This is a genomic window from Enterobacter cloacae complex sp. IR5418 (assembly GCF_049238105.1).
Taxonomy (GTDB): Bacteria; Pseudomonadota; Gammaproteobacteria; order Enterobacterales; family Enterobacteriaceae; genus Enterobacter; species Enterobacter hormaechei.
The window spans coordinates 81,840-103,846 of sequence record NZ_JBMKHS010000011.1; the positions used below are offsets into that span (position 1 = coordinate 81,840).

Here is a 22,007-nt window from a genome sequence, read left to right on the forward strand (position 1 = left end):
GGCGCTCCTTAACGGTCTTTCGGGTCGAGGGCATCACGCAGGCCATCGCCGATAAAGTTGAAACAGAACAGGGTGACGACCAGGAAGCCCGCCGGATACAGCAGCAACCATGGTGACACCTCCATGGAGTTTGCGCCATCACTTAACAGAGCGCCCCAGCTACTTAGCGGCTCTTGCGTACCTAATCCCAGGAAGCTCAGGAAAGACTCGAACAGGATCATACTTGGCACCAGCAGGGAGGCGTATACCACCACCACGCCCAGCACATTAGGAACGATATGACGCACCACAATATTGGCGGTAGAGACGCCACCAACCTGTGCGGCTTCGATAAACTCCTTACGTTTGAGGCTCAGCGTCTGGCCGCGCACAATACGCGCCATATCCAGCCAGGACACCATCCCGATCGCCACGAAGATCAGCAGGATATTTTGACCAAAGAAGGTCACCAGCAGAATGACGAAGAACATGAACGGGAACGAGTTCAGGATTTCAAGCAGACGCATCATCACGGAGTCCACTTTGCCGCCGAGGTAACCGGACAGCGAACCGTAAAGCGTGCCGACGATCACCGCCACCAGCGCCGCCGCGATGCCGACCATCAGAGAGATACGGCCACCAATCGCCACACGCACCAGCAAATCACGGCCGGAGGAATCGGTGCCGAAATAGTGCCCGGATTCCATATCCGGCGCGCTGGACATCATGCCCCAGTCCGTATCGAAATAGGTGAACTGAGACAGCATTGGGGCCAGGGTGACGAACAGCGCGATAAGCACCAGCACGACCAGGCTGGCAACGGCAGCACGGTTATGCATAAAACGACGGCGGGCGTCCTGCCAAAGGCTACGACCTTCGACCTCCAGCTTTTCACTGAAGTTTTCCAGCGCCTCGCTGTTTTTCTTACTCAACATCATGGCGTACTCCAGTTAGTAACGGATTTTCGGGTCGATAACGGCATACAGCACATCGACAACGGCATTAAACAGAATGGTCAGCGCGCCCACGAGGATCGTCAGGCTCAGGACCAGAGAGTAGTCACGGTTAAGCGCCCCGTTAACAAACAGCTGACCAATACCCGGCAGGCCATAAATGGTTTCAATTACCATGGAACCCGTAATAATGCCGACGAAAGCTGGCCCCATATAGGAGAGCACCGGTAACAGTGCAGGCTTGAGCGCATGACGGAAAATAATCCGGCGCATCGGCAGCCCTTTCGCACGGGCGGTACGGATGAAGTTCGAGTGCAGGACTTCAATCATTGAACCACGGGTAATACGGGCGATGCTGGCGATGTACGCCAGAGATAATGCCACCATCGGCAATATCATGAACTTCAGCGCCCCGCCGTTCCAGCCGCCCCCGGGCAGCCATTTCAGGGTTATGGCAAATATCATCACCAGCAACGGCGCGACAACGAAGCTGGGGATAACCACCCCGGTCATTGCGACCCCCATTACGGCGTAATCCCATTTGGTATTTTGTTTTAACGCGGCGATGACGCCTGCGGTGACGCCGAGAACAACGGCCAGGATAAATGCCGCAGCACCTAATTTAGCCGATACCGGGAAGCTGGACGCCACCAGGTCGTTAACGGAATAATCTTTATATTTGAATGATGGCCCAAAATCACCGTGTGCAAGCTGCTTCAGATAGTTGAAGTACTGCGTGGTAATGGGATCGTTTAAATGGTATTTCGCTTCGATGTTGGCCATAACTTCTGGCGGAAGCGTACGTTCACCGGTAAATGGACTGCCCGGCGCAAGACGCATCATGAAGAAGGAAATTGTAATTAGAATAAATAACGTTGGAATCGCTTCAAGACAGCGACGCAGGATAAATTTCAACATTGCCCGTACCTTCTGGCGTGTGCCTGATGAATGTTACAAAGTAGACACAGTGGGGCAAGCTCGCTCGCCCCACGTATTGCCATTAATGCTTGATAATATAAAGATTCTTAACGGAAATATTATCCAACGGGTCTTTACCGGTATAACCCCCTACCCATGGTTTCACCAGGCGGGCGTTAACGTAGTAGTAGACCGGAACGATCGCAGAGTCTTTATCGAGCTGTTGTTCTGATTTGGCGTACAGATCGGCGCGCTGGGCGTCATCTGCCACCTTCAGGGTGTCGCCAATCAGCTTATCAAACGCCGGGCTCTTATAGTGTGCGGTATTGTTCGAACTGTCGCTCAGCATGGTGTTCAGGAATGAGGTCGGTTCGTTATAGTCCGCGCACCATCCTGCACGTGCCACGTCAAAGGTACCCTGATGACGCGTATCGAGGAAGGTTTTCCATTCCTGGTTTTCCAGCTTCACGTTCACGCCGAGGTTTTTCTTCCAGATTGACGCGACGGCGATAGCCAGTTTTTTATGCAGATCGGAGGTGTTGTACAGCAGGCTAAAGGTCAGCGGCTTGTCGGCGGTGTAGCCAGCTTCAGCCAGCAGTTTTTTCGCTTCTTCGTTACGTTTTTCCTGGGACCATTTGAACCATTCAGGTTCAACCAGTTTCATACCGTCGGTGTAAGGCGGCGTATAGCTGTAAGCTGGCAGGTCGCCCTGATTCTTCACTTTATTCACGATAATGTCGCGATCCAGAGCCAGCTTCAGTGCGGTACGAACACGTACGTCGGTAAACGGTGCTTTCTGGTTGTTAATTTCGTAATAGTAGGTGCACAGATACGGATCGACGTGAACTTCTTTCGGGATCTCTTTTTTCAGCTTCTGGAACAGTTCAATCGGCATGTTGTTATAGGTCATGTCGATTTCACCGCTGCGGTAGCGGTTTACGTCCGTCACTTCAGAAGAGATTGGCAGGTAAGTCACCTGATTGATAACGGTCTTCGCATTATCCCAATACTGCGGGTTGCGCTCCAGCACCATGCGTTCGTTAACGACCCAGTCCTTCAGCTTATAAGCACCGTTTGTCACGATGTTCGCAGGCTGGGTCCATTTTTCACCAAACTTTTCAACTGCGGATTTTGGTACCGGGGAGACGGACGGGTGAACCAGCAACTTGTAGAAGTACGGAACAGGTTCGCTCAACGTCACTTCAAAGGTGTTGGCATCAATGGCTTTGACGCCCAGGTCGGTAACGGGCTTTTTACCCGTGATGATCTCATCGATATTGGCAATATGACCATACTGGAGATAACTCGCATACGGGGAGGCGGTATTAGGATCCGCCAGACGCTGCCAGCTGTACACGAAATCTTCGGCGGTAACCGGCGTACCGTCGGACCATTTGGCATCTTTACGCAGATGGAAGGTCCAGACTTTAAAATCTTTGTTGTCCCATTTTTCTGCCACACCCGGAGCCGGGTGGCCGTCGACGTCAGTCACCAGCAGACCTTCAAACAGATCGCGGTTAACGTTAGACTCTGGAACACCTTCAATTTTGTGCGGATCAAGTGACTGCACTTCCGCACCGTTATTACGGACCAGCGTTTGCTTCTCAGCCAGTTGAACACCAGCAGGAACGTCCGCAGCCATTGCAGCGTTGCCCGCGATTAGCGCAGTTAAAATCCCCGCCGCTACCAGACTTTTTTTTGTGATGATGGACATTGTGTTGATACTCCACTCATTATAATGACTGGCCTTCGCCAGTTGTGTAATCCCCTGTTGGGGCCTGTACAGCGCAGGAGTTTTTTTTGCTACTGTCAGGTTGTTTTTTTACTTCTTGCTATCACCGACTTCATTATTACTGACCGCTCGTATGGCGGTCTTGCGTCGATTCTTCACACCTCTCCCCTGTCAGAGAGATGCGTTGGATATCTCAGGTGAGGGCTATATGAAAATAGTTCTCATCAACTTGTTTAATGGTGCGAAATATAAGGCCGGAAAGTACCAAATGGTGCCAACTCTCGCCAATACATTTTGCAAATTTGTTAAGCATTTCTCTTTTACGATGGTTGGCACATCTATGACACCAACCCGCACTCATGCAAAAATCAGCAAAAATAGATAATTTTCAAATGGTTACAGAAACTTCTTACTTCAGACGCAGCGACATGGCCTTTCTGAACAAATTTTCACGATAATTTAACAACTGGTTATTATTTAGCACATTCGTCTGGGTATGCGTCGAAATTACTAATATCATTTCGGTTATCTGTCAGCAAGCCCCAGAGTATCATGTGAGTAAAATAACAGAGTGTTTGAAGGTTTTATGGGCGGAAGGGGGAAATGAAAATAAACAACCTATTGAAAAACAACAAAATAGAGTTATTAGTAGAACTTATTATGGCTGACGCCCATTTCAACTTTATTTATATGATTTGCAGATAATCACGTAAAAAAACGGAGCCGCTGGCTCCGTTCTTTCAAATGAAAGTCAATGTAATAATCCGGGGAATATACTTTTTATACCGGTAACGATAAATTCGATGCCCAACGCCATTAACAACAGGCCCATGATACGGGTAATCACGTTGATACCCGTTTGACCCAGCAAGCGAACCAGCCACGGCGCCATACGGAAAACGCCCCAGCAACACAGCGCGAACAGCGCAATGGCGACTGAAAAGCCAATCAGGTGCATCAGGCTGTGGTAGCGCGTTCCCCAGACAATGGTGGAACTGATCGCCCCCGGGCCTGCCATCAGCGGCAGTGCCAGAGGCACCACGCCGATACTCTCGCGGATCGCGGTCTCTGATTTTTCCTGCTTGTTCTGTTTATCTTCCCCCAGCTTGCCGCTGATCATCGACATCGCTATCGTCACCACCAGGATCCCACCCGCTATACGGAACGAATCAATCGAGATGCCGAAGACCTGTAGAATGGCGTCCCCGAGAAAAAGAGACGTAAGCAAAATGATCGCCACCGACAGGTTTGCTGTCAGGTTGGTTTTATTTCGTGCGGCGGCCGTCTGATAGCTGGTCATACTAATGAAGACAGGGATGATCCCTACCGGGTTGACCAGGGCAAACAAGCCGATAAAAAACTTAAAATATGTAGGGAAATCAAAGAGCGTTTGAATCACATTAAGCTCCGCAATTGAGCATGGCCAGGGAATGACAGCGTGTCATGATAAATCCGCGCTGAAGATACGCTTTTTAGCCGCACACTTCACCAGAAATCTGTTCTAAAACATTATCAATTCATGATGTTAAACATTTGTGTAATCAATGATAGCGTCACTTCCAATAGTTACTTAATTATTTAACAGTGGAATAATTAGCACAAAATAACCCTGCTGAAAGGTATCAGCTTAGGACAAAATTGATCCTGATCATGATTTCCGTACTCAGAAGTGAGTAATCTTGATTACGCCACCAGGGAGATCACCTATCAAAAAGGTATGATGCTAAGGTAAGGCTCTTTTAGTAAATTAGTGAGCGGAAGCAGTGAGTAATCCTTTGTTTTACTGTGTGTTACGCAAGTGGGATCGGCTCTGACTATACTGTCAGACGTATCGAGCGCTGGTTTACTAAAAGAGTTTAAACATTATCAGGAGAGCATTATGGCTGTTACTAATATCGCTGAACTGAACGCCCTCGTCGAGCGCGTGAAAAAAGCCCAGCGTGAATATGCCAATTTCACCCAAGAACAGGTTGATAAAATCTTCCGCGCGGCCGCTCTGGCTGCTGCTGATGCTCGAATTCCTCTCGCTAAAATGGCCGTTGCCGAATCCGGTATGGGTATCGTTGAAGATAAAGTGATCAAAAACCACTTTGCTTCAGAGTATATCTACAACGCCTATAAAGATGAGAAAACCTGCGGTGTGCTGTCAGAAGACGATACTTTCGGCACCATCACCATTGCAGAACCGATCGGCATCATTTGCGGTATCGTTCCAACCACTAACCCAACCTCTACCGCCATCTTCAAATCTCTTATCAGCCTGAAAACACGTAACGCAATCATTTTCTCCCCGCATCCACGTGCGAAGGAAGCCACCAACAAAGCAGCAGATATTGTGCTTCAGGCTGCCATTGCAGCAGGTGCACCGAAAGATCTGATCGGCTGGATCGACCAACCTTCTGTTGAACTGTCCAACGCCCTGATGCATCACCCGGACATTAACCTGATTCTGGCGACCGGTGGTCCTGGTATGGTTAAAGCCGCATACAGTTCCGGTAAACCTGCCATCGGTGTAGGCGCAGGTAATACCCCTGTGGTGATTGACGAAACGGCTGATATCAAGCGCGCTGTTGCTTCTGTGCTGATGTCAAAAACCTTCGATAACGGCGTTATCTGCGCATCTGAACAGTCTGTTGTCGTGGTTGATTCAGTATACGACGCCGTGCGTGAACGTTTCGCCAGCCATGGCGGCTACCTGTTGCAGGGTAAAGAACTGAAAGCCGTTCAGGACGTGATTCTGAAAAATGGTGCGCTGAACGCGGCTATCGTAGGTCAGCCAGCGTATAAAATTGCTGAACTCGCGGGCTTTAGCGTTCCTGCTACCACCAAAATTCTGATTGGTGAAGTTAAAGTCGTTGATGAAAGTGAGCCATTTGCTCACGAAAAACTGTCCCCGACGCTGGCAATGTACCGTGCGAAAGATTTCGATGACGCGGTAGAAAAAGCCGAGAAACTGGTTGCCATGGGCGGTATCGGTCACACCTCATGCCTGTACACTGACCAGGATAACCAGCCTGAGCGCGTTGCTTACTTCGGTCAGAAGATGAAAACGGCACGTATCCTGATTAACACCCCTGCTTCTCAGGGTGGTATCGGTGACCTGTACAACTTCAAACTCGCACCTTCCCTGACTCTGGGTTGTGGTTCCTGGGGTGGTAACTCCATCTCTGAAAACGTTGGTCCAAAACACCTGATCAACAAGAAAACCGTTGCTAAGCGAGCTGAAAACATGTTGTGGCACAAACTTCCGAAATCTATCTACTTCCGCCGCGGCTCTCTGCCAATCGCGCTGGATGAAGTGATTACTGATGGCCACAAACGTGCGCTCATCGTGACTGACCGTTTCCTGTTCAACAATGGCTATGCAGACCAGATCACCTCTGTTCTGAAAGCGGCTGGCGTCGAAACTGAAGTCTTCTTTGAAGTTGAAGCTGACCCAACCCTGAGCGTTGTACGTAAAGGTGCTGAACTGGCGAACTCCTTCAAACCAGATGTGATCATCGCACTGGGTGGCGGTTCCCCAATGGACGCTGCGAAAATTATGTGGGTCATGTACGAGCATCCGGAAACGCACTTCGAAGAACTGGCGCTGCGCTTTATGGATATCCGTAAACGTATCTACAAGTTCCCGAAAATGGGCGTGAAAGCGAAAATGATCGCCGTCACCACCACTTCCGGTACTGGTTCAGAAGTGACGCCATTTGCCGTTGTGACTGATGATGCAACCGGTCAGAAATATCCGCTGGCTGACTACGCACTGACGCCAGACATGGCTATCGTTGACGCCAACCTGGTCATGGAAATGCCGAAATCACTGTGTGCGTTCGGTGGTCTGGATGCGGTGACTCACGCTCTGGAAGCTTACGTTTCCGTACTGGCTTCTGAGTTCTCTGACGGTCAGGCTTTGCAGGCGCTGAAACTGCTGAAAGAAAACCTGCCAGCATCTTACAACGAAGGTTCGAAAAACCCTGTAGCGCGTGAACGTGTACACAGTGCAGCAACCATCGCGGGCATTGCGTTTGCTAACGCCTTCCTGGGTGTCTGTCACTCCATGGCGCACAAGCTGGGTTCACAGTTCCACATTCCTCACGGTCTGGCGAACGCCCTGTTGATCAGCAACGTTATCCGTTATAACGCTAATGACAACCCAACCAAGCAGACTGCATTCAGCCAGTACGACCGTCCACAGGCTCGCCGTCGCTATGCTGAAATCGCCGATCACCTGGGTCTGAGCGCACCGGGCGACCGTACTGCCGCGAAGATCGAGAAACTGCTGGCATGGCTGGAAAGCCTGAAGGCTGAACTGGGTATTCCAAAATCTATCCGCGAAGCGGGCGTTCAGGAAGCTGACTTCCTCGCTCACGTAGATAAGCTGTCTGAAGATGCATTCGATGACCAGTGTACTGGTGCTAACCCGCGCTACCCACTGATTTCCGAACTGAAACAGATCCTGCTGGATACCTATTACGGTCGTAACTTCACTGAAAGCGATGTCGCTGCTGTGAAAGTTGATATCCCCGCAGTGGTAAAGGCTGACAAGAAAGCGAAGAAAAATGCTTGATTGACAGTTTGACAAAAAACCCGCCGATGGCGGGTTTTTTTATATCTGAGAATCAGTAAAACTTTCTTATTATTTTCGATTGTCGCCCTGTAACGCCGTCAGCGAGCCTACAGCCAGCGCCTCTTTATAATGCTTGCGGCAGACCGAGACATAACGTTCATTGCCTCCTATCACCACCTGCTCGCCATCAGCGTAGGGTTTGCCAGACTGGTCCAGGCGCAGAACCATACTTGCCTTACGGCCACAAAAGCAGATCGTTTTCAGCTCAACCAGTTTATCCGACCAGGCAAGAAGATACTGGCTGCCAGCAAATAGCTCACCACGAAAATCGGTACGTAATCCATAGCAAAGCACGGGAATATCCAGCTCATCAACAACCTCTGAAAGCGCATGGACCTGCTCTCGGGTCAGGAACTGGCTTTCATCAACCAGCACGCAATGGACAGGCTTAGCGGCATGCTCGGCACGAATGTCTTCCAGCAGGTTCGTTTCAGGGTTAAACAGCCTTGCAGGCGACGAGAGCCCTATTCTTGAACTCACCTTCCCTGCCCCAAAGCGATCGTCGATTTCGGCGGTATAAACAACGGTACGCATCCCCCGCTCCTGATAATTGTATGAGGATTGCAGTAACGCCGTTGATTTCCCGGCATTCATTGCCGAATAGTAGAAATAAAGTTGTGCCATTGGCCGAAGAACCCTAATCAATGTGTAATATTCCCGATGGATCATTGTACCATATTTTGTACTGTTATCAGCGGTGGGCTGCACACGTCAGGCGGTGAGACACCGGTAAACCCTTCGCGAATAGTGCAAAATAATGCGTTAAAACAGGCAGTAAAGGCATTTAGCACTGACAATAAGCTGAACCCATGGCCGGAGATAACACTTCTTTTTATAGTGGCTTCTTCGTTCATTAAAATTCACTATTTATTAACTATTCTTGTCTTCGCTACGCTTCCCCGGGGTAATACAAAAGGCTGATATTTATCAACCGCAACTATAATTCCTGAGGTAAAAGTCACAAAACAAACATGCAAATGATGCACTTTTGCCGTTTGAAACGATATCTCACAGTCCCGACAAACAATGAAATTTAAGTTAGCGTAATTAATAATAGCGACGTTAATTTTGTATTTTTTGAATTCCTTACATTCCCACCTATTGCACAAGTGAAATTAAGGCTCTATTATTAGGACAACAAACCCACCCCCATTATAAGTTTGAGATTACTACAATGAGCGAAGCACTTAAAATTCTGAACAACATCCGTACTCTTCGTGCGCAGGCAAGAGAATGTACCCTTGAGACGCTTGAAGAAATGCTCGAAAAATTAGAAGTTGTAGTTAACGAACGTCGTGAAGAAGAAAGCGCAGCTGCGGCTGAAATCGAAGAACGTACACGTAAACTGCAACAATATCGTGAAATGCTGATTGCCGATGGTATCGATCCAAACGAATTGCTGAACAGCATGGCTGCGGCTAAAACCGGTACCAAAGCAAAACGCGCGGCACGTCCTGCTAAATATAGCTACATCGATGAGAACGGCGAAGAGAAAACCTGGACCGGCCAGGGTCGTACTCCTGCGGTAATCAAGAAAGCAATGGACGAACAAGGTAAACAACTGGATGACTTCCTGATCAAGGATTAATCTGGAAAGATTCTGAAAAATCCCGCTTAATGCGGGATTTTTTTTGCCTGTATTATTCGCCCGAACATCTCCTTACATTCTGTCATATTGTGAGGTTCACTATTTAACGTCCTTGACAATCCCCCACCAATTACGGTGCGACAGGCATAAAAAAACCGGTGGGCATTGCCACACCGGTCTTGTTCACTGGGCTGTGAGTCTTATTACTTAATACCCATGCTACCTTTGAGCCAGGCTTTAAATTCTTCACCCAGGCTGTTATGGCGAATACCATATTCGACGAATGCCTGCATATAACCGAGCTTATTCCCGCAGTCATGGCTCTTACCTTTCATATGATAGGCTTCCACGGTCTCTTTCTCGATCAGCATATCGATAGCATCTGTCAGCTGGATTTCATCGCCCGCACCTGGAGGCGTTTTCGCCAGCAGCGCCCAAATTTCGGCACTCAGTACGTAACGGCCCACGACAGCAAGGTTAGACGGTGCGACGTCCGCTTTAGGTTTTTCAACAACGCCAACCATCGGTACGCTTTCGCCAGGTTGCAGATCAACGCCTTTGCAGTCAACCACACCATAGGCAGTCACGTCGTCGACTGGCTCAACCATAATCTGGCTGCTGCCGGTTTCGTCGAAGCGCTTAATCATTTCCGCCAGGTTTTCCTGAGAAAGATCGGATTCGTACTCATCAAGAATAACGTCAGGCAGAATAACCGCGACCGGCTCATCACCCACTACCGGATGCGCGCACAATACGGCGTGCCCCAGGCCTTTCGCCAGGCCCTGACGAACCTGCATAATGGTAACGTGTGGAGGGCAAATAGACTGTACTTCCTCCAGCAGCTGGCGCTTAACGCGTTTTTCCAGCATTGCTTCGAGTTCGAAACTGGTATCGAAATGGTTTTCGATAGAGTTTTTAGATGAATGCGTCACCAGCACAATTTCGGTGATACCTGCTGCAATACATTCATTCACGACATACTGGATTAATGGCTTATCAACCAGAGGCAGCATCTCTTTTGGGATTGCCTTCGTCGCTGGCAACATCCTGGTACCCAATCCCGCCACCGGGATAACGGCCTTTCTGACTTTCGAATTTAGGGCAGCCATTGAAATTCTCCTGAACTGTTCAAGTTTTGAACTTTTATGCATTGAATAACGCGTTGAGTATACAGTCTCAGCCACTAATACGGGTCTGAAAAGAACGCGTTGCCGATCAATTAAGACAAATACGCATGAAACTTGCAGCGATAGTAGCACTGCCAGCAAAAACACAGGTAAAGCAATCTGAAAAATAAAAGCTGACTGCTTACTCCGTGGACAACATTAAGCGTAACCGCCCTCCCGCACCCCAAATTTGGCACTGCCAGGAGGTGCAGCGATGGCTAATTTGATTAAGGTAAGTATTTCCCAGCGTTCCCAACGGCACGCCGTTACTCACCTGAATATGGTGTTCGCCAGTATTGAGTGTGGCATTTAATCCAGCCGACACCAGAATAAGGTTATTCAACCCGCTGTGATAATAGCCAACCAGAAGCGGGAACTGCCCCGGCAAATTGGCCTGACGAAAAAGTTGGTTCACCTGTTTGAGTAAACTGCCTAACTCAGGAAGCCGTTGCCCCTGATGGGATAATTGTTCCTGAAGCAATCCATTAAAGAGCGCACGGAGTAATAAGGCCGCCAAAACGCCGTTATCTCCCGCCCGGGTAACATCAAGGCAATAAAAGGCGAGATCGGAATCCGATAACGGCGCAATATCCAGCACCAGTCCAGGCTGGTCAGCCGCTACCAGTTGGCGATAATTTACTCTGCAATGAGAGATATTTTGCTGCACAGGCGGCTGGAGTTCCTGAAGCAGCTTCGCAGCCGCGAGTGGATTACTGACTAAAGCATCCCAGTCCTGGAAAAGACGTTCTTCTTCTTCAACCCGGGAATTAAACATATTGGGATACAGGCAGGCCAATACCGTTTCACGCAGTCGGTTCAAATCTTTGACCGGTTTAAGCAAAATATCCTGCACACCTAAACGCAGCGCCTTAGCAATATCCGCCATATTTTCGGTGGCCGAGATCACGAGTATCGGTGTCTGATAACCTTCATTACGCAGGTTTTCCACCAGCATTAATCCGTCCATACGCGGCATCTCAAGATCGCAGATCATCAGATCCGGCGCCATGCTGGCCATCTTTTCCAGTGCCTCGACGCCATTTTCGGCAAGGGACGTGGTTGCACCCAGTGAGGATAACCACGAATCCAGTAGCGATCGGAAAACGGGCTCGTCTTCAACTATCAAAATATGTTTTCCGGCCAATGGCTGTGTCATGGTTCCTCCCCTGGCTGACAGTTACTCAATAGTGGCATGCTATTGGTACTATCGCCTGTCAGATTTTGCTGAAGTAATCAAAAAAGTGCTCAACGTGCTGTACGCACAAAAGGCAACAGTTCATCTATTTTCTTTTCGACGGCTAACGAGCCCGCTGCTATGGCGGCCTCAGCCCGGTGGAAATCAAGGGTAGAGATTTGTGGACAATACGGTTGAATAAGAATATCCGGAGGATCGCCAGCCATACGGTTTCGCTTCAGGCGATTCTCAAGAATTTGAATAGAGGTCGTCATGATTTCAATGGCGTTCGGCGCGGTTACCGCGCGACGGGCAGTCAGGCGCCCTATTCTGCCGCGTAAACGCGCATGCCAGGCAAGTTTCTCTTTTTCAGCGTCATCGCTCTGAAGATTAACAGGCATCAAATCTTGCTGCATAAGGTGAGCGTCGTGCTGTAAATCCACGGCAATGACGATATCCGCCCCCATAGCGCGGGTCAGAGAGATGGGCACAGGATTCACTACGCCACCATCAACGAGCCAGTAGCCGTTGTGAGGGACAGGCGCCATTAACCCAGGCATGCTACAGGAGGCTCGGACGGCGAGATGAATATCCCCTTCGGTGAGCCATAATTCCCTGCCCGTACTGAGGTTGGTTGCAACGGCACCGAAAGGCATTTGGCAGTGGCTGAAGTCTGCGAGCGGCATTATCTTACGAAACTGATTGAACACGCGTTCACCGCGCAGCAGGCCGCCACGCTGCCAGGAGAGATCCATCAGGCGCAGCACATCCCAGTAACTGAAGGAGCGCACCCAGCTTTCAAGCTCCGGAAGCTTACCGCAGGCGTACGCGGATCCGACCAGCGACCCGATAGAACATCCTGCGACAATATCAACGTCAATCCCCATCTGGTTTAAGGTATTGATAACGCCAATATGGGACCAACCCCGGGCTGCACCTGAGCCCAACGCCAGTCCAATTTTTACCTTTCTCATTAGCCCTGTTTTACTTCCCCTGGATTCCCGACATAGCGTCAACGCACCTGCTCAGTTAACATATTGCTACCTTAAGCGTTTAACGCCTTATTTTTTGTTCCAGGAAGAGAATCGTGTCTCAACTCTGCCCCTGTGGTAGCGCTCTGGAGTATAGCCTATGTTGCCAGCGATATCTTTCTGGCGAGCAGGTTGCACCAGACCCGTCACACCTTATGCGCTCGCGGTATACTGCTTTTGTGATCAAAAACGCAGACTACCTGATTAAAACCTGGCATCCGTCCTGCCATGCTGCCGATTTTCGGCAAGAGATTGAAGCCGGATTTGCCAACACCGTCTGGCTGGGCCTCACCGTCTTTGAAGCCGCTCCAGGCCGCGATGCCAACGAAGGCTATGTCAGTTTTGTCGCCCGCTTTAGCGAACAAAACAAACCCGGCGCCATCATTGAACGCTCACGGTTCTTAAAGGACAGCGGGCAATGGTATTATATTGACGGCACACGTCCGCAATTCGGTCGTAACGATCCCTGCCCCTGTGGTTCAGGAAAAAAATTCAAAAAGTGTTGCGGCAGTAATGCCTGACAACTCAGACTTCGCAAATACATAAACAGGATTTCCCGGCGATGCAATCATTACAACGTAAAGTTCTGCGCACTATCTGTCCCGATCAAAAAGGGCTGATCGCACGAATCACCAACATTTGCTACAAACATGAACTGAATATCGTGCAGAACAACGAGTTCGTTGACCACCGTACCGGTCGCTTCTTTATGCGTACTGAACTGGAAGGGATTTTCAACGACACAACCCTGCTTGCCGATCTGGACAGCGCCCTGCCGGAAGGCTCGGTGCGTGAGCTTAACCCGGCGGGCCGCCGCCGCATTGTGATTCTGGTTACCAAAGAGGCACACTGCCTGGGCGATCTGTTGATGAAAGCTAACTACGGTGGCCTGGACGTCGAAATTGCCGCCGTCATTGGCAACCACGAAACCCTGCGTACGCTGGTTGAGCGTTTCGATATTCCGTTTGAGCTGGTCAGCCACGAGGGTCATACCCGTGAAGAGCACGACAACCTGATGGCTGCTGCCATTGAAGCGCATAACCCGGACTATGTGGTGCTGGCAAAATACATGCGCGTGCTGACGCCGTCATTCGTGGCGCGTTTCCCGAACAAGATTATCAACATCCACCACTCCTTCCTGCCAGCCTTTATTGGCGCGCGTCCGTATCACCAGGCATACGAGCGCGGCGTAAAGATTATCGGCGCAACCGCGCACTACGTGAATGACAATCTGGACGAAGGTCCAATCATTATGCAGGACGTGATTCACGTGGATCACACCTACACGGCGGAAGATATGATGCGTGCAGGCCGTGACGTTGAGAAGAACGTGTTAAGTCGTGCGCTCTATCAGGTGCTGGCTCAGCGAGTCTTTGTTTACGGCAACAGAACGATTATTCTTTAATCCTTCGGAAAATGAATTGATTAGCTTTACGCCTTTACGGATAAAAAGCAGGCAAACAACTTCATTTCCCTAAAGGAATGCTTTACAGGGGCGTCTCATTTGATATGATGCGCCCCGCTTCCAACAGGAAGCAGGCCAGTTAAAAGCATTACCCCGTGGTGGGGTTCCCGAGCGGCCAAAGGGAGCAGACTGTAAATCTGCCGTCATCGACTTCGAAGGTTCGAATCCTTCCCCCACCACCATCTCTCAGCAAGACCTCAAAATTTGAATTACCCCTGGTGGGGTTCCCGAGCGGCCAAAGGGAGCAGACTGTAAATCTGCCGTCATCGACTTCGAAGGTTCGAATCCTTCCCCCACCACCATCACTTCCAGATTCTCTGGCACTATCCAAAAGCATAATGCTCTATGTTTTCCCGATGCGGGGAAGGATGAGAAGCTTCGACCAAGGTTCGATTCGAGCGTAGCGAGAAAGCGTTGCTGCAGGCAACGATCCGAAGGGCGAAGCGCGAAGCGCTGAGTAATCCTTCCCCCACCACCATCACTTCCAGATTCTTAAGCACTCACTCAAGCACAATGCACCATATTTCTCGATGCCGGGAGTAATCCTTCCCTGCCTGTTTTCCCCGGTGGCGCTTCGCTTACCGGGGCTACAAATAGGGTCTGTAGGCCGGGTAAGGCGCAGCCGCCACCCGGCATCCACAGCGACATCCGCACGAATCCCTGGCTCCAGGACAAAAAAAACCCCGCAAATGCGGGGTTGTATCACAACATCGAATCAGCGACGCGCGCGCACAATCTGATATTTGCGCGTCAGGTACTCCACCGGCGCGCTCCAGATGTGCACCAGGCGGGAGAACGGGAACAGCACAAACAGCGTCATCCCCAGCACCAGGTGAACGCGGAAGATAAACGCCACGCCGTCCAGATGCTCAGACGCTCCGCCGTGGAAGGTCACCACGGACTGCGCCCATCCCACCAGCTTCATCATTTCGCTGCCGTCCATATGCTGTGCAGAGAACGGAATGGTCAGCAGGCCCAGCGCACACTGCACCATCAGCAGGGAGAGGATCAGAATGTCCGCGCCCGTGGTGGTCGCCCGCACGCGTGGGCTGAACAGACGGCGTTTCAGCAGCAGCAGACCACCCACCAGAGTCATCACACCGCAGGCACCACCGGCGATCATCGCCATCTTCTGCTTCACTTCAATCGGCAGCCACGCTTCGTACATCCAGTGCGGCGTCAGCATCCCCAGGAAGTGACCGGCGAAAATCCCTAAAATCCCGATGTGGAACAGGTTTGACGCCAGGTTCATCCCTTTACGATCCAGCATCTGGCTGGAGGCAGCACGCCAGGTGTACTGACCATAGTCATAACGCAGCCAGCTTCCCACCAGGAACACGGTGCCCGCGATATACGGGTAAATGTCAAAGAAGAACATATTCAGGAAGTGCATTAGTGCTGTCCTCCGTTAGAGATATTCAAATATTGCGGAGCCACCGCGCCGGCAAAACGACGCTGATGCGCTGAGATTTCAGATTCGCCACAGTTCTGGTCAGCAAAGAATTTAACCTGCTCCTCTTCCCAGACCGCATCCAGCGCTTGTGGGGTATCGTCACGGGCTTCATCCGCGATTTTTTCCGCCACTTTTTGACTGTCCACCGAGGCGTTAGCCAGTTTCACCAGCAGGTCGAACAGCACTGCATAGCTGCTCTCACGTTGCTGGAGACGCGCGCCGAGCAACGCCAGAATGGGGGCGATGTCCTGCAACCCACCCAGCGCTTCCTCTTTCGGCAACTGTGCCAGATATTCCAGATATAGCGGCAGATGATCCGGCAGCTCGCGGCTGTCGAGTTGCAAACCGTGCTGCTCGTACTGGGCCATCAGATCCACCATCGCCTGACCACGGTCGCGGGATTCACCGTGAACGTGTTCGAACAGCAGCAGCGACGTCGCGCGGCCACGGTCAAACAGCTGGCTGTAGTCCGCCTGCGCATCGAGCAGATCGCGCGCCAGCAGGTCGCGGAGGAAAACGCCAAGCCGCTGGGCATCCTCTTTATCCAGATTTTCAGATGACGCGAGTGCATCAAAGAGTTCATGCTGATGCTGCACAAGTGCAGCATCCGGGTACTCGAGCAGACGCGAAACAATGACGAGTTCAATCATTGGTGCGGCTCCGTTTTGCTGGTCACATCCATCGCGTCGATGCGGCGGCTGTTGAACAGGTTGAATTTGCTGTCTGACCCGTGGCAACCATCGCCAAAGGTAAAGCCACACCCGCTTTTCTCCGGGAAGGCCTCGCGAGCCAGCTCGCGGTGGCTGCTCGGCACCACGAAACGATCTTCATAGTTAGCAATCGCCAGGTAGCGGTACATCTCCTGCGCCTGCGCTTCGGTCAGACCAACCTCTTCCAGCGCGCGGGTATCGTTAACGCCATCAACGGTTTCTGCACGTTTGAAGTGACGCATCGCCAGCATACGTTTCAGTGCCAGCAGCACCGGCTGGGTATCCCCTGCGGTGAGCAGGTTCGCCAGGTACTGAACCGGGATACGCAGGCTTTCAACGTCCGGCAGGATGCCGTTGCTGCCCAGTTCACCCGCGTCCGCCGCAGACTGAATTGGAGACAGCGGCGGCACGTACCAGACCATCGGCAGCGTGCGGTATTCCGGGTGCAGCGGCAGGGCCAGCTTCCAGTCCATCGCCATTTTGTACACAGGGGACTGCTGCGCTGCGTCAATCACGCTCTGCGGAATGCCGTCTTTCAGCGCCTGCTCAATCACCTTCGGATCGTTCGGATCGAGGAAGACGTCCAGCTGGCGCTGATACAGATCTTTCTCGTTCTCGGTGCTTGCGGCATTTTCAATTGCGTCCGCGTCGTACAGCAGCACGCCGAGGTAGCGGATACGGCCTACGCAGCTTTCCGAGCAGACGGTCGGCATACCGGCTTCGATACGCGGGTAGCAGAAGATGCACTTCTCAGACTTACCGCTCTTCCAGTTGAAGTAGATTTTTTTGTACGGGCAGCCGGTAATGCACATACGCCAGCCGCGGCACTTATCCTGGTCGATCAGGACGATACCGTCTTCTTCACGCTTGTAGATGGCGCCGCTTGGGCAGGTCGCCACGCACGCCGGGTTGAGGCAGTGCTCGCACAGGCGCGGCAGATACATCATGAAGGTATTTTCGAACTGGCCGTACATCGCCTTCTGCATGTTTTCGAAGTTCTGGTCTTTGGCGCGTTTTTCGAACTCGCCGCCCAGAATTTCTTCCCAGTTAGGACCGCTGGTAATTTTGTCCATCCGCTGACCGGTGATCAGCGAGCGAGGACGGGCGATCGGCTGGTGTTTGCTTTCCGGCGCGTTGTGCAGGTTCTGATAGTCGTAATCAAACGGCTCGTAGTAATCATCAATGCCCGGCAGATGCGGGTTAGCAAAGATTTTACCGAGCAGCATGGCACGGTTACCCATGCGCGGTTGCAGTTTGCCGTTGATTTTACGGATCCAGCCGCCCTTCCACTTCTCCTGGTTTTCCCAGTCGGTCGGGAAGCCGGTGCCCGGCTTGCTTTCGACGTTGTTGAACCAGGCATACTCCATACCTTCGCGGCTGGTCCAGACGTTTTTACAGGTGACCGAGCAGGTATGACAGCCGATGCATTTATCCAGATTCAGCACCATGCCGACTTGTGAACGAATTTTCATTTTACGCTCTCCTGTACCTGGTCATTACCTTCGCCATCTAACCAGTTAATATTCTTCATCTTACGTACCACCACGAACTCATCGCGGTTCGATCCTACGGTGCCGTAGTAGTTAAAGCCGTAGGCCAGCTGCGCATAGCCACCGATCATGTGGGTTGGCTTCGGCGTAATACGGGTCACGGAGTTGTGAATACCGCCGCGCTGCTCGGTGATTTCCGACCCCGGCAGGTTAACGATACGTTCCTGCGCGTGGTACATCATGGTCATTCCGGCCGGGACACGCTGGCTCACCACCGCACGGGCCGTCAGGGCACCGTTGCTGTTGAACACTTCGATCCAGTCGTTATCTTCGATACCCAGATCTTTCGCATCCGCTTCGCTCATCCAGACAATCGGACCGCCGCGCGACAGGGTCAGCATCAGCAGGTTGTCGCTGTAGGTGGAGTGGATACCCCACTTCTGGTGCGGCGTCAGGAAGTTCAGCGCCTTCTCAGGATTACCGTTCGATTTCGCCCCCATCACCGCTTTCACGGAGCGGGTGTCGATTGGCGGACGGTAAACCAGCAGGCTTTCACCGAAGTCGCGCATCCACTGGTGATCCTGATACAGAGACTGACGGCCAGAAAGCGTGCGCCATGGGATCAGCTCGTGAACGTTGGTATAACCGGCGTTGTAAGACACATGCTCATCTTCAAGCCCTGACCAGGTCGGGCTGGAGATGATTTTGCGCGGCTGGGCCTGGATATCGCGGAAGCGGATTTTCTCTTCCTCTTTATTCTTCGCCAGATGCGTGTGGTCACGACCGGTAAACTCGCTCAGCGCCGCCCAGGCTTTCACCGCCACGTGGCCGTTGGTTTCCGGGGCCAGGGTCAGGATCATCTCTGCGGCATCAATCGCCGTGTTCAGCATTGGCTGGCCTTTTGCCGGGCCGTCTGCTTTGGTGTAATTGAGCTTGCGCAGCAGGTCCATTTCGCTCTGGGTGTTCCAGGCGATGCCTTTGCCGCCGTTACCGATTTTCTCCATCAGCGGACCGATAGAGGTAAAGCGCTCGTAGGTCGCCGGGTAATCACGTTCAACCGGAATAATGTGCGGCGCGGTCACACCCGGAATCAGGTCGCACTCGCCTTTTTTCCAGTCCTTCACGTCCAGCGGCTGCGCCAGTTCGGCAGCGGAGTCGTGCTGGATGGGCAGCGTCACCACGTCGGTCTCTTTGCCCAGGTGACCCACGCAGACTTCGGAGAATTTCTTCGCGATGTCTTTATAGATTTCCCAGTCGCTCTTTGATTCCCACGCCGGGTCAACGGCCGCGGACAGCGGATGAATAAACGGATGCATATCCGAGGTATTCATGTCGTCTTTTTCGTACCAGGTGGCAGTCGGCAGCACGATATCGGAGTACAGGCAGGTACTGGACAGACGGAAGTCCAGCGTCACCACCAGATCCAGCTTGCCGTCGAGACCGTTATCTTTCCATTCCACCTCTTCCGGCTTCACGCCGCCCTGCTTGCCGAGATCTTTACCCTGAATACCGTTCTCGGTACCCAGCAGGTATTTCAGCATGTACTCGTGCCCTTTACCGGACGAGCCCAGCAGGTTGGAGCGCCAGATGAACAGGTTACGCGGATGGTTTTTACCGTTCTCCGGCTGTTCTGCCGCGAAGCGGATTGAGCCGTCTTTGAGGGATTTAACGGTGTAGTCCACCGGCGACATGCCCGCTTGCTTCGCCGCTTCCGCAATGCGCAGCGGGTTAGTGCCCAGCTGCGGCGCAGACGGCAGCCAGCCCATGCGTTCAGCGCGCACGTTGAAGTCAATCAGGTGGCCGCTGTAGCGGGATTTATCCGCCATCGGCGACAGCAGCTCCTGCGCGGTGACCGTCTCGTAGCGCCACTGGCTGGAGTGGTTATAGAAGTAGGAGGTGCTGTTCATGTGACGTGCCGGACGCTGCCAGTCGAGGGCAAACGCCAGCGGCTGCCAGCCGGTCTGCGGACGCAGTTTTTCCTGGCCCACGTAGTGCGCCCAGCCGCCGCCGCTCTGACCGACGCAGCCGCAGAAGATCAGCATGTTGATCAGCCCGCGATAGTTCATATCGAGGTGATACCAGTGGTTGAGACCCGCGCCGACGATGATCATGGAGCGACCGTGGGTTTTGTCGGCGTTTTCCGCAAATTCGCGGGCGATACGGGTGATCTGGGCGCGTGGCACACCGGTGATCTGCTCCGCCCAGGCGGGGGTGTAAGCCTTCACGTCGTCATAGCTGGTCGCGCAGTTTTCGTCGTTCAGACCGCGCTCCAGGCCGTAGTTCGCCATGGTCAGGTCATAAACCGTGGTGACCAGAGCGGTAGAACCATCGGCCAGTTGCAGGCGCTTCACCGGCAGTTTATGCATCAGAACGTTTTGCAGCTCAACCTTGTTGAAGTGCTCGGAACCTTCGCCACCAAAGTACGGGAAGCCGACATCGGCGATCTCGTCCTGGCTGCCCAGCATGCTGAGGCGAAGTTCCGTCTCTTCACCGGTGGTGCCGTTACGCTGTTCCAGGTTCCATTTGCCTTTTTCGCCCCAGCGGAAACCGATAGAACCGTTTGGCGCCACCAGCTCGCCGTTGCTGTTGCAGGCGACCGTTTTCCACTCAGGGTTATTATCCTGACCCAGCGCGTCCACCAGATCCGCGGCACGCAGCATACGGCCCGCCGCATAATAGCCGTCACGCTCTTCAAGCATCACCAGCACTGGCATGTCGGTGTAGCGGCGCACGTAATCGGTGAAGTACTGGCTTGGCTTGTCGAGATGGAATTCACGCAGCATGACGTGGCCCATCGCCAGCGCCATTGCGGCATCGGTACCCTGTTTCGGTGCCAGCCACAGGTCGCACAGTTTGGCGATTTCGGCGTAGTCCGGGGTCACCGCGACGGTTTTGGTCCCTTTGTAACGGACTTCGGTAAAGAAGTGCGCATCCGGGGTACGGGTCTGCGGAACGTTAGAGCCCCAGGCAATGATGTAGCTGGAGTTGTACCAGTCAGCGGACTCCGGCACGTCGGTCTGCTCGCCCCAGGTCTGCGGAGATGCAGGCGGCAGGTCACAGTACCAGTCGTAGAAGCTCAGGCAGGTCCCGCCGATAAGCGAAAGATAGCGCGCGCCAGAGGCGTAAGAGACCATCGACATCGCCGGGATTGGCGAGAAGCCTGCCACGCGGTCAGGACCGTAAGTTTTCACGGTGTAGACGTTGGACGCCGCAATCAGCTCGTTCACCTCTTTCCAGGAAGAGCGAACGAAACCACCGCGACCACGCGCCTGCTTAAAGCTTTTCGCTTTGTCGGCATCTTCAATGATGGAGGCCCAGGCATCAACCGGATCGCTGTGCTGTACTTTCGCCTCACGCCACATTTTCATCAGGCGTTTACGCATCAGCGGGTATTTCAGACGGTTGGCGCTATAGAGATACCAGGAGTAGCTGGCCCCACGCGGGCAGCCGCGCGGTTCATGGTTCGGCATATCCGGACGGGTACGCGGATAGTCGGTCTGCTGCATTTCCCAGGTCACCAGACCGTTTTTAACGAAAATCTTCCAGCTACATGAGCCAGTGCAGTTTACGCCGTGGGTAGAACGGACAACTTTGTCATGCTGCCAGCGTTGACGGTAACCGTCTTCCCAGTCCCGGTTGGTATCCAGAACCTGGCCGTGCCCATCGGCAAAAGTTTCACCCTTCTGTTTGAAGTAGCGAAACCGGTCCAAAAATTTGCTCATCGGGT

The 22,007-nt window shown here is 52.4% G+C and carries 16 protein-coding genes, 2 tRNA genes and 1 other RNA gene; 7 read left to right on the forward strand and 12 right to left on the reverse strand.

Translation table 11 applies throughout. From position 1 onward, the window contains the following. Positions 1–8: 8 nt before the first annotated feature. The 4 genes from oppC to ACOTX7_RS11280 form a co-directional block, all read right to left on the reverse strand. Positions 9–917 carry an oligopeptide ABC transporter permease OppC gene (oppC, locus tag ACOTX7_RS11265; protein WP_003856740.1) on the reverse strand — a complete coding sequence of 303 codons (909 nt, stop codon included), beginning with the start codon at positions 915–917 and terminating at the stop codon, positions 9–11. A gap of 12 nt (positions 918–929) precedes the next feature. Then, positions 930–1,850: an oligopeptide ABC transporter permease OppB gene (gene oppB, locus ACOTX7_RS11270; RefSeq protein WP_006810884.1), complete on the reverse strand. Its 921-nt coding sequence runs from the start codon at positions 1,848–1,850 to the stop codon at positions 930–932. Between the two features lie 82 nt (positions 1,851–1,932). After that, a complete protein-coding gene (gene oppA, locus ACOTX7_RS11275) occupies positions 1,933–3,564 on the reverse strand; it encodes an oligopeptide ABC transporter substrate-binding protein OppA (protein WP_006810885.1) in 1,632 nt (543 codons plus the stop codon). Positions 3,565–4,333: 769 nt separating this feature from the next. Next, positions 4,334–4,981, reverse strand: coding sequence for a YchE family NAAT transporter (locus tag ACOTX7_RS11280; protein WP_006810888.1), 648 nt, complete (start codon positions 4,979–4,981; stop codon positions 4,334–4,336). Positions 4,982–5,461: 480 nt separating this feature from the next. Between ACOTX7_RS11280 and adhE the strand changes: the two genes are divergently transcribed. Further along, positions 5,462–8,143 (forward strand): bifunctional acetaldehyde-CoA/alcohol dehydrogenase, encoded by a 2,682-nt coding sequence (gene adhE, locus ACOTX7_RS11285; protein WP_205921669.1) that lies wholly within the window; start codon positions 5,462–5,464, stop codon positions 8,141–8,143. Between the two features lie 69 nt (positions 8,144–8,212). Here adhE and tdk read toward each other — a convergent pair whose 3' ends face one another. Next, positions 8,213–8,827 carry a thymidine kinase gene (gene tdk / locus ACOTX7_RS11290; RefSeq protein WP_205921670.1) on the reverse strand — a complete coding sequence of 205 codons (615 nt, stop codon included), beginning with the start codon at positions 8,825–8,827 and terminating at the stop codon, positions 8,213–8,215. A gap of 550 nt (positions 8,828–9,377) precedes the next feature. Here tdk and hns point away from each other — a divergent pair. Continuing rightward, positions 9,378–9,791 (forward strand): histone-like nucleoid-structuring protein H-NS, encoded by a 414-nt coding sequence (gene hns, locus ACOTX7_RS11295; protein WP_003856724.1) that lies wholly within the window; start codon positions 9,378–9,380, stop codon positions 9,789–9,791. Positions 9,792–9,994: 203 nt separating this feature from the next. On the opposite strand, the gene galU is transcribed toward hns, so the two are convergent. The 3 genes from galU to rssA form a co-directional block, all read right to left on the reverse strand. Next, positions 9,995–10,900, reverse strand: a complete 906-nt coding sequence (gene galU, locus ACOTX7_RS11300; RefSeq protein ID WP_047353343.1) for a UTP--glucose-1-phosphate uridylyltransferase GalU — start codon at positions 10,898–10,900, stop codon at positions 9,995–9,997. 199 nt (positions 10,901–11,099) lie between these two features. Continuing rightward, positions 11,100–12,113, reverse strand: a complete 1,014-nt coding sequence (rssB, locus tag ACOTX7_RS11305; RefSeq protein ID WP_221256092.1) for a two-component system response regulator RssB — start codon at positions 12,111–12,113, stop codon at positions 11,100–11,102. 89 nt (positions 12,114–12,202) lie between these two features. Continuing rightward, the gene (gene rssA / locus ACOTX7_RS11310; RefSeq protein WP_006810892.1) at positions 12,203–13,105 is read right to left on the reverse strand and encodes a patatin-like phospholipase RssA; all 903 of its coding nucleotides are present in this window, start codon (positions 13,103–13,105) and stop codon (positions 12,203–12,205) included. 113 nt (positions 13,106–13,218) lie between these two features. Between rssA and ACOTX7_RS11315 the strand changes: the two genes are divergently transcribed. The 5 genes from ACOTX7_RS11315 to ACOTX7_RS11335 all read left to right on the forward strand — a co-directional run bounded on the left by ACOTX7_RS11315 (position 13,219) and on the right by ACOTX7_RS11335 (position 15,105). Further along, positions 13,219–13,683 (forward strand): YchJ family protein, encoded by a 465-nt coding sequence (locus tag ACOTX7_RS11315; RefSeq protein ID WP_023303849.1) that lies wholly within the window; start codon positions 13,219–13,221, stop codon positions 13,681–13,683. Between the two features lie 41 nt (positions 13,684–13,724). Further along, positions 13,725–14,567: a formyltetrahydrofolate deformylase gene (purU, locus tag ACOTX7_RS11320; RefSeq protein WP_003856715.1), complete on the forward strand. Its 843-nt coding sequence runs from the start codon at positions 13,725–13,727 to the stop codon at positions 14,565–14,567. 157 nt (positions 14,568–14,724) lie between these two features. Next, a tRNA-Tyr gene (locus ACOTX7_RS11325) sits at positions 14,725–14,809 on the forward strand. 35 nt (positions 14,810–14,844) lie between these two features. After that, positions 14,845–14,929: transfer RNA gene (locus tag ACOTX7_RS11330), tRNA-Tyr, on the forward strand. Between the two features lie 45 nt (positions 14,930–14,974). Next, positions 14,975–15,105: non-coding RNA, RtT sRNA (locus tag ACOTX7_RS11335), on the forward strand. Positions 15,106–15,342: 237 nt separating this feature from the next. Here the strand turns inward: ACOTX7_RS11335 and narI are convergent. The 4 genes from narI to ACOTX7_RS11355 are packed head-to-tail and all read right to left on the reverse strand — an operon-like array spanning position 15,343 to position 22,002. Continuing rightward, complete coding sequence (narI, locus tag ACOTX7_RS11340) at positions 15,343–16,020, reverse strand: respiratory nitrate reductase subunit gamma (protein ID WP_006810894.1); 678 nt, start codon at positions 16,018–16,020, stop codon at positions 15,343–15,345. After that, positions 16,020–16,730 carry a nitrate reductase molybdenum cofactor assembly chaperone gene (gene narJ, locus ACOTX7_RS11345; protein ID WP_221256093.1) on the reverse strand — a complete coding sequence of 237 codons (711 nt, stop codon included), beginning with the start codon at positions 16,728–16,730 and terminating at the stop codon, positions 16,020–16,022. Before narJ ends, narI begins: the two co-directional genes overlap by 1 nt. Beyond that, positions 16,727–18,262, reverse strand: a complete 1,536-nt coding sequence (gene narH / locus ACOTX7_RS11350; RefSeq protein WP_017384243.1) for a nitrate reductase subunit beta — start codon at positions 18,260–18,262, stop codon at positions 16,727–16,729. The genes narJ and narH overlap by 4 nt, the downstream gene beginning before the upstream one ends. Then, positions 18,259–22,002 carry a nitrate reductase subunit alpha gene (locus ACOTX7_RS11355; protein WP_221256094.1) on the reverse strand — a complete coding sequence of 1,248 codons (3,744 nt, stop codon included), beginning with the start codon at positions 22,000–22,002 and terminating at the stop codon, positions 18,259–18,261. The genes narH and ACOTX7_RS11355 overlap by 4 nt, the downstream gene beginning before the upstream one ends. Positions 22,003–22,007 lie beyond the last annotated feature (5 nt).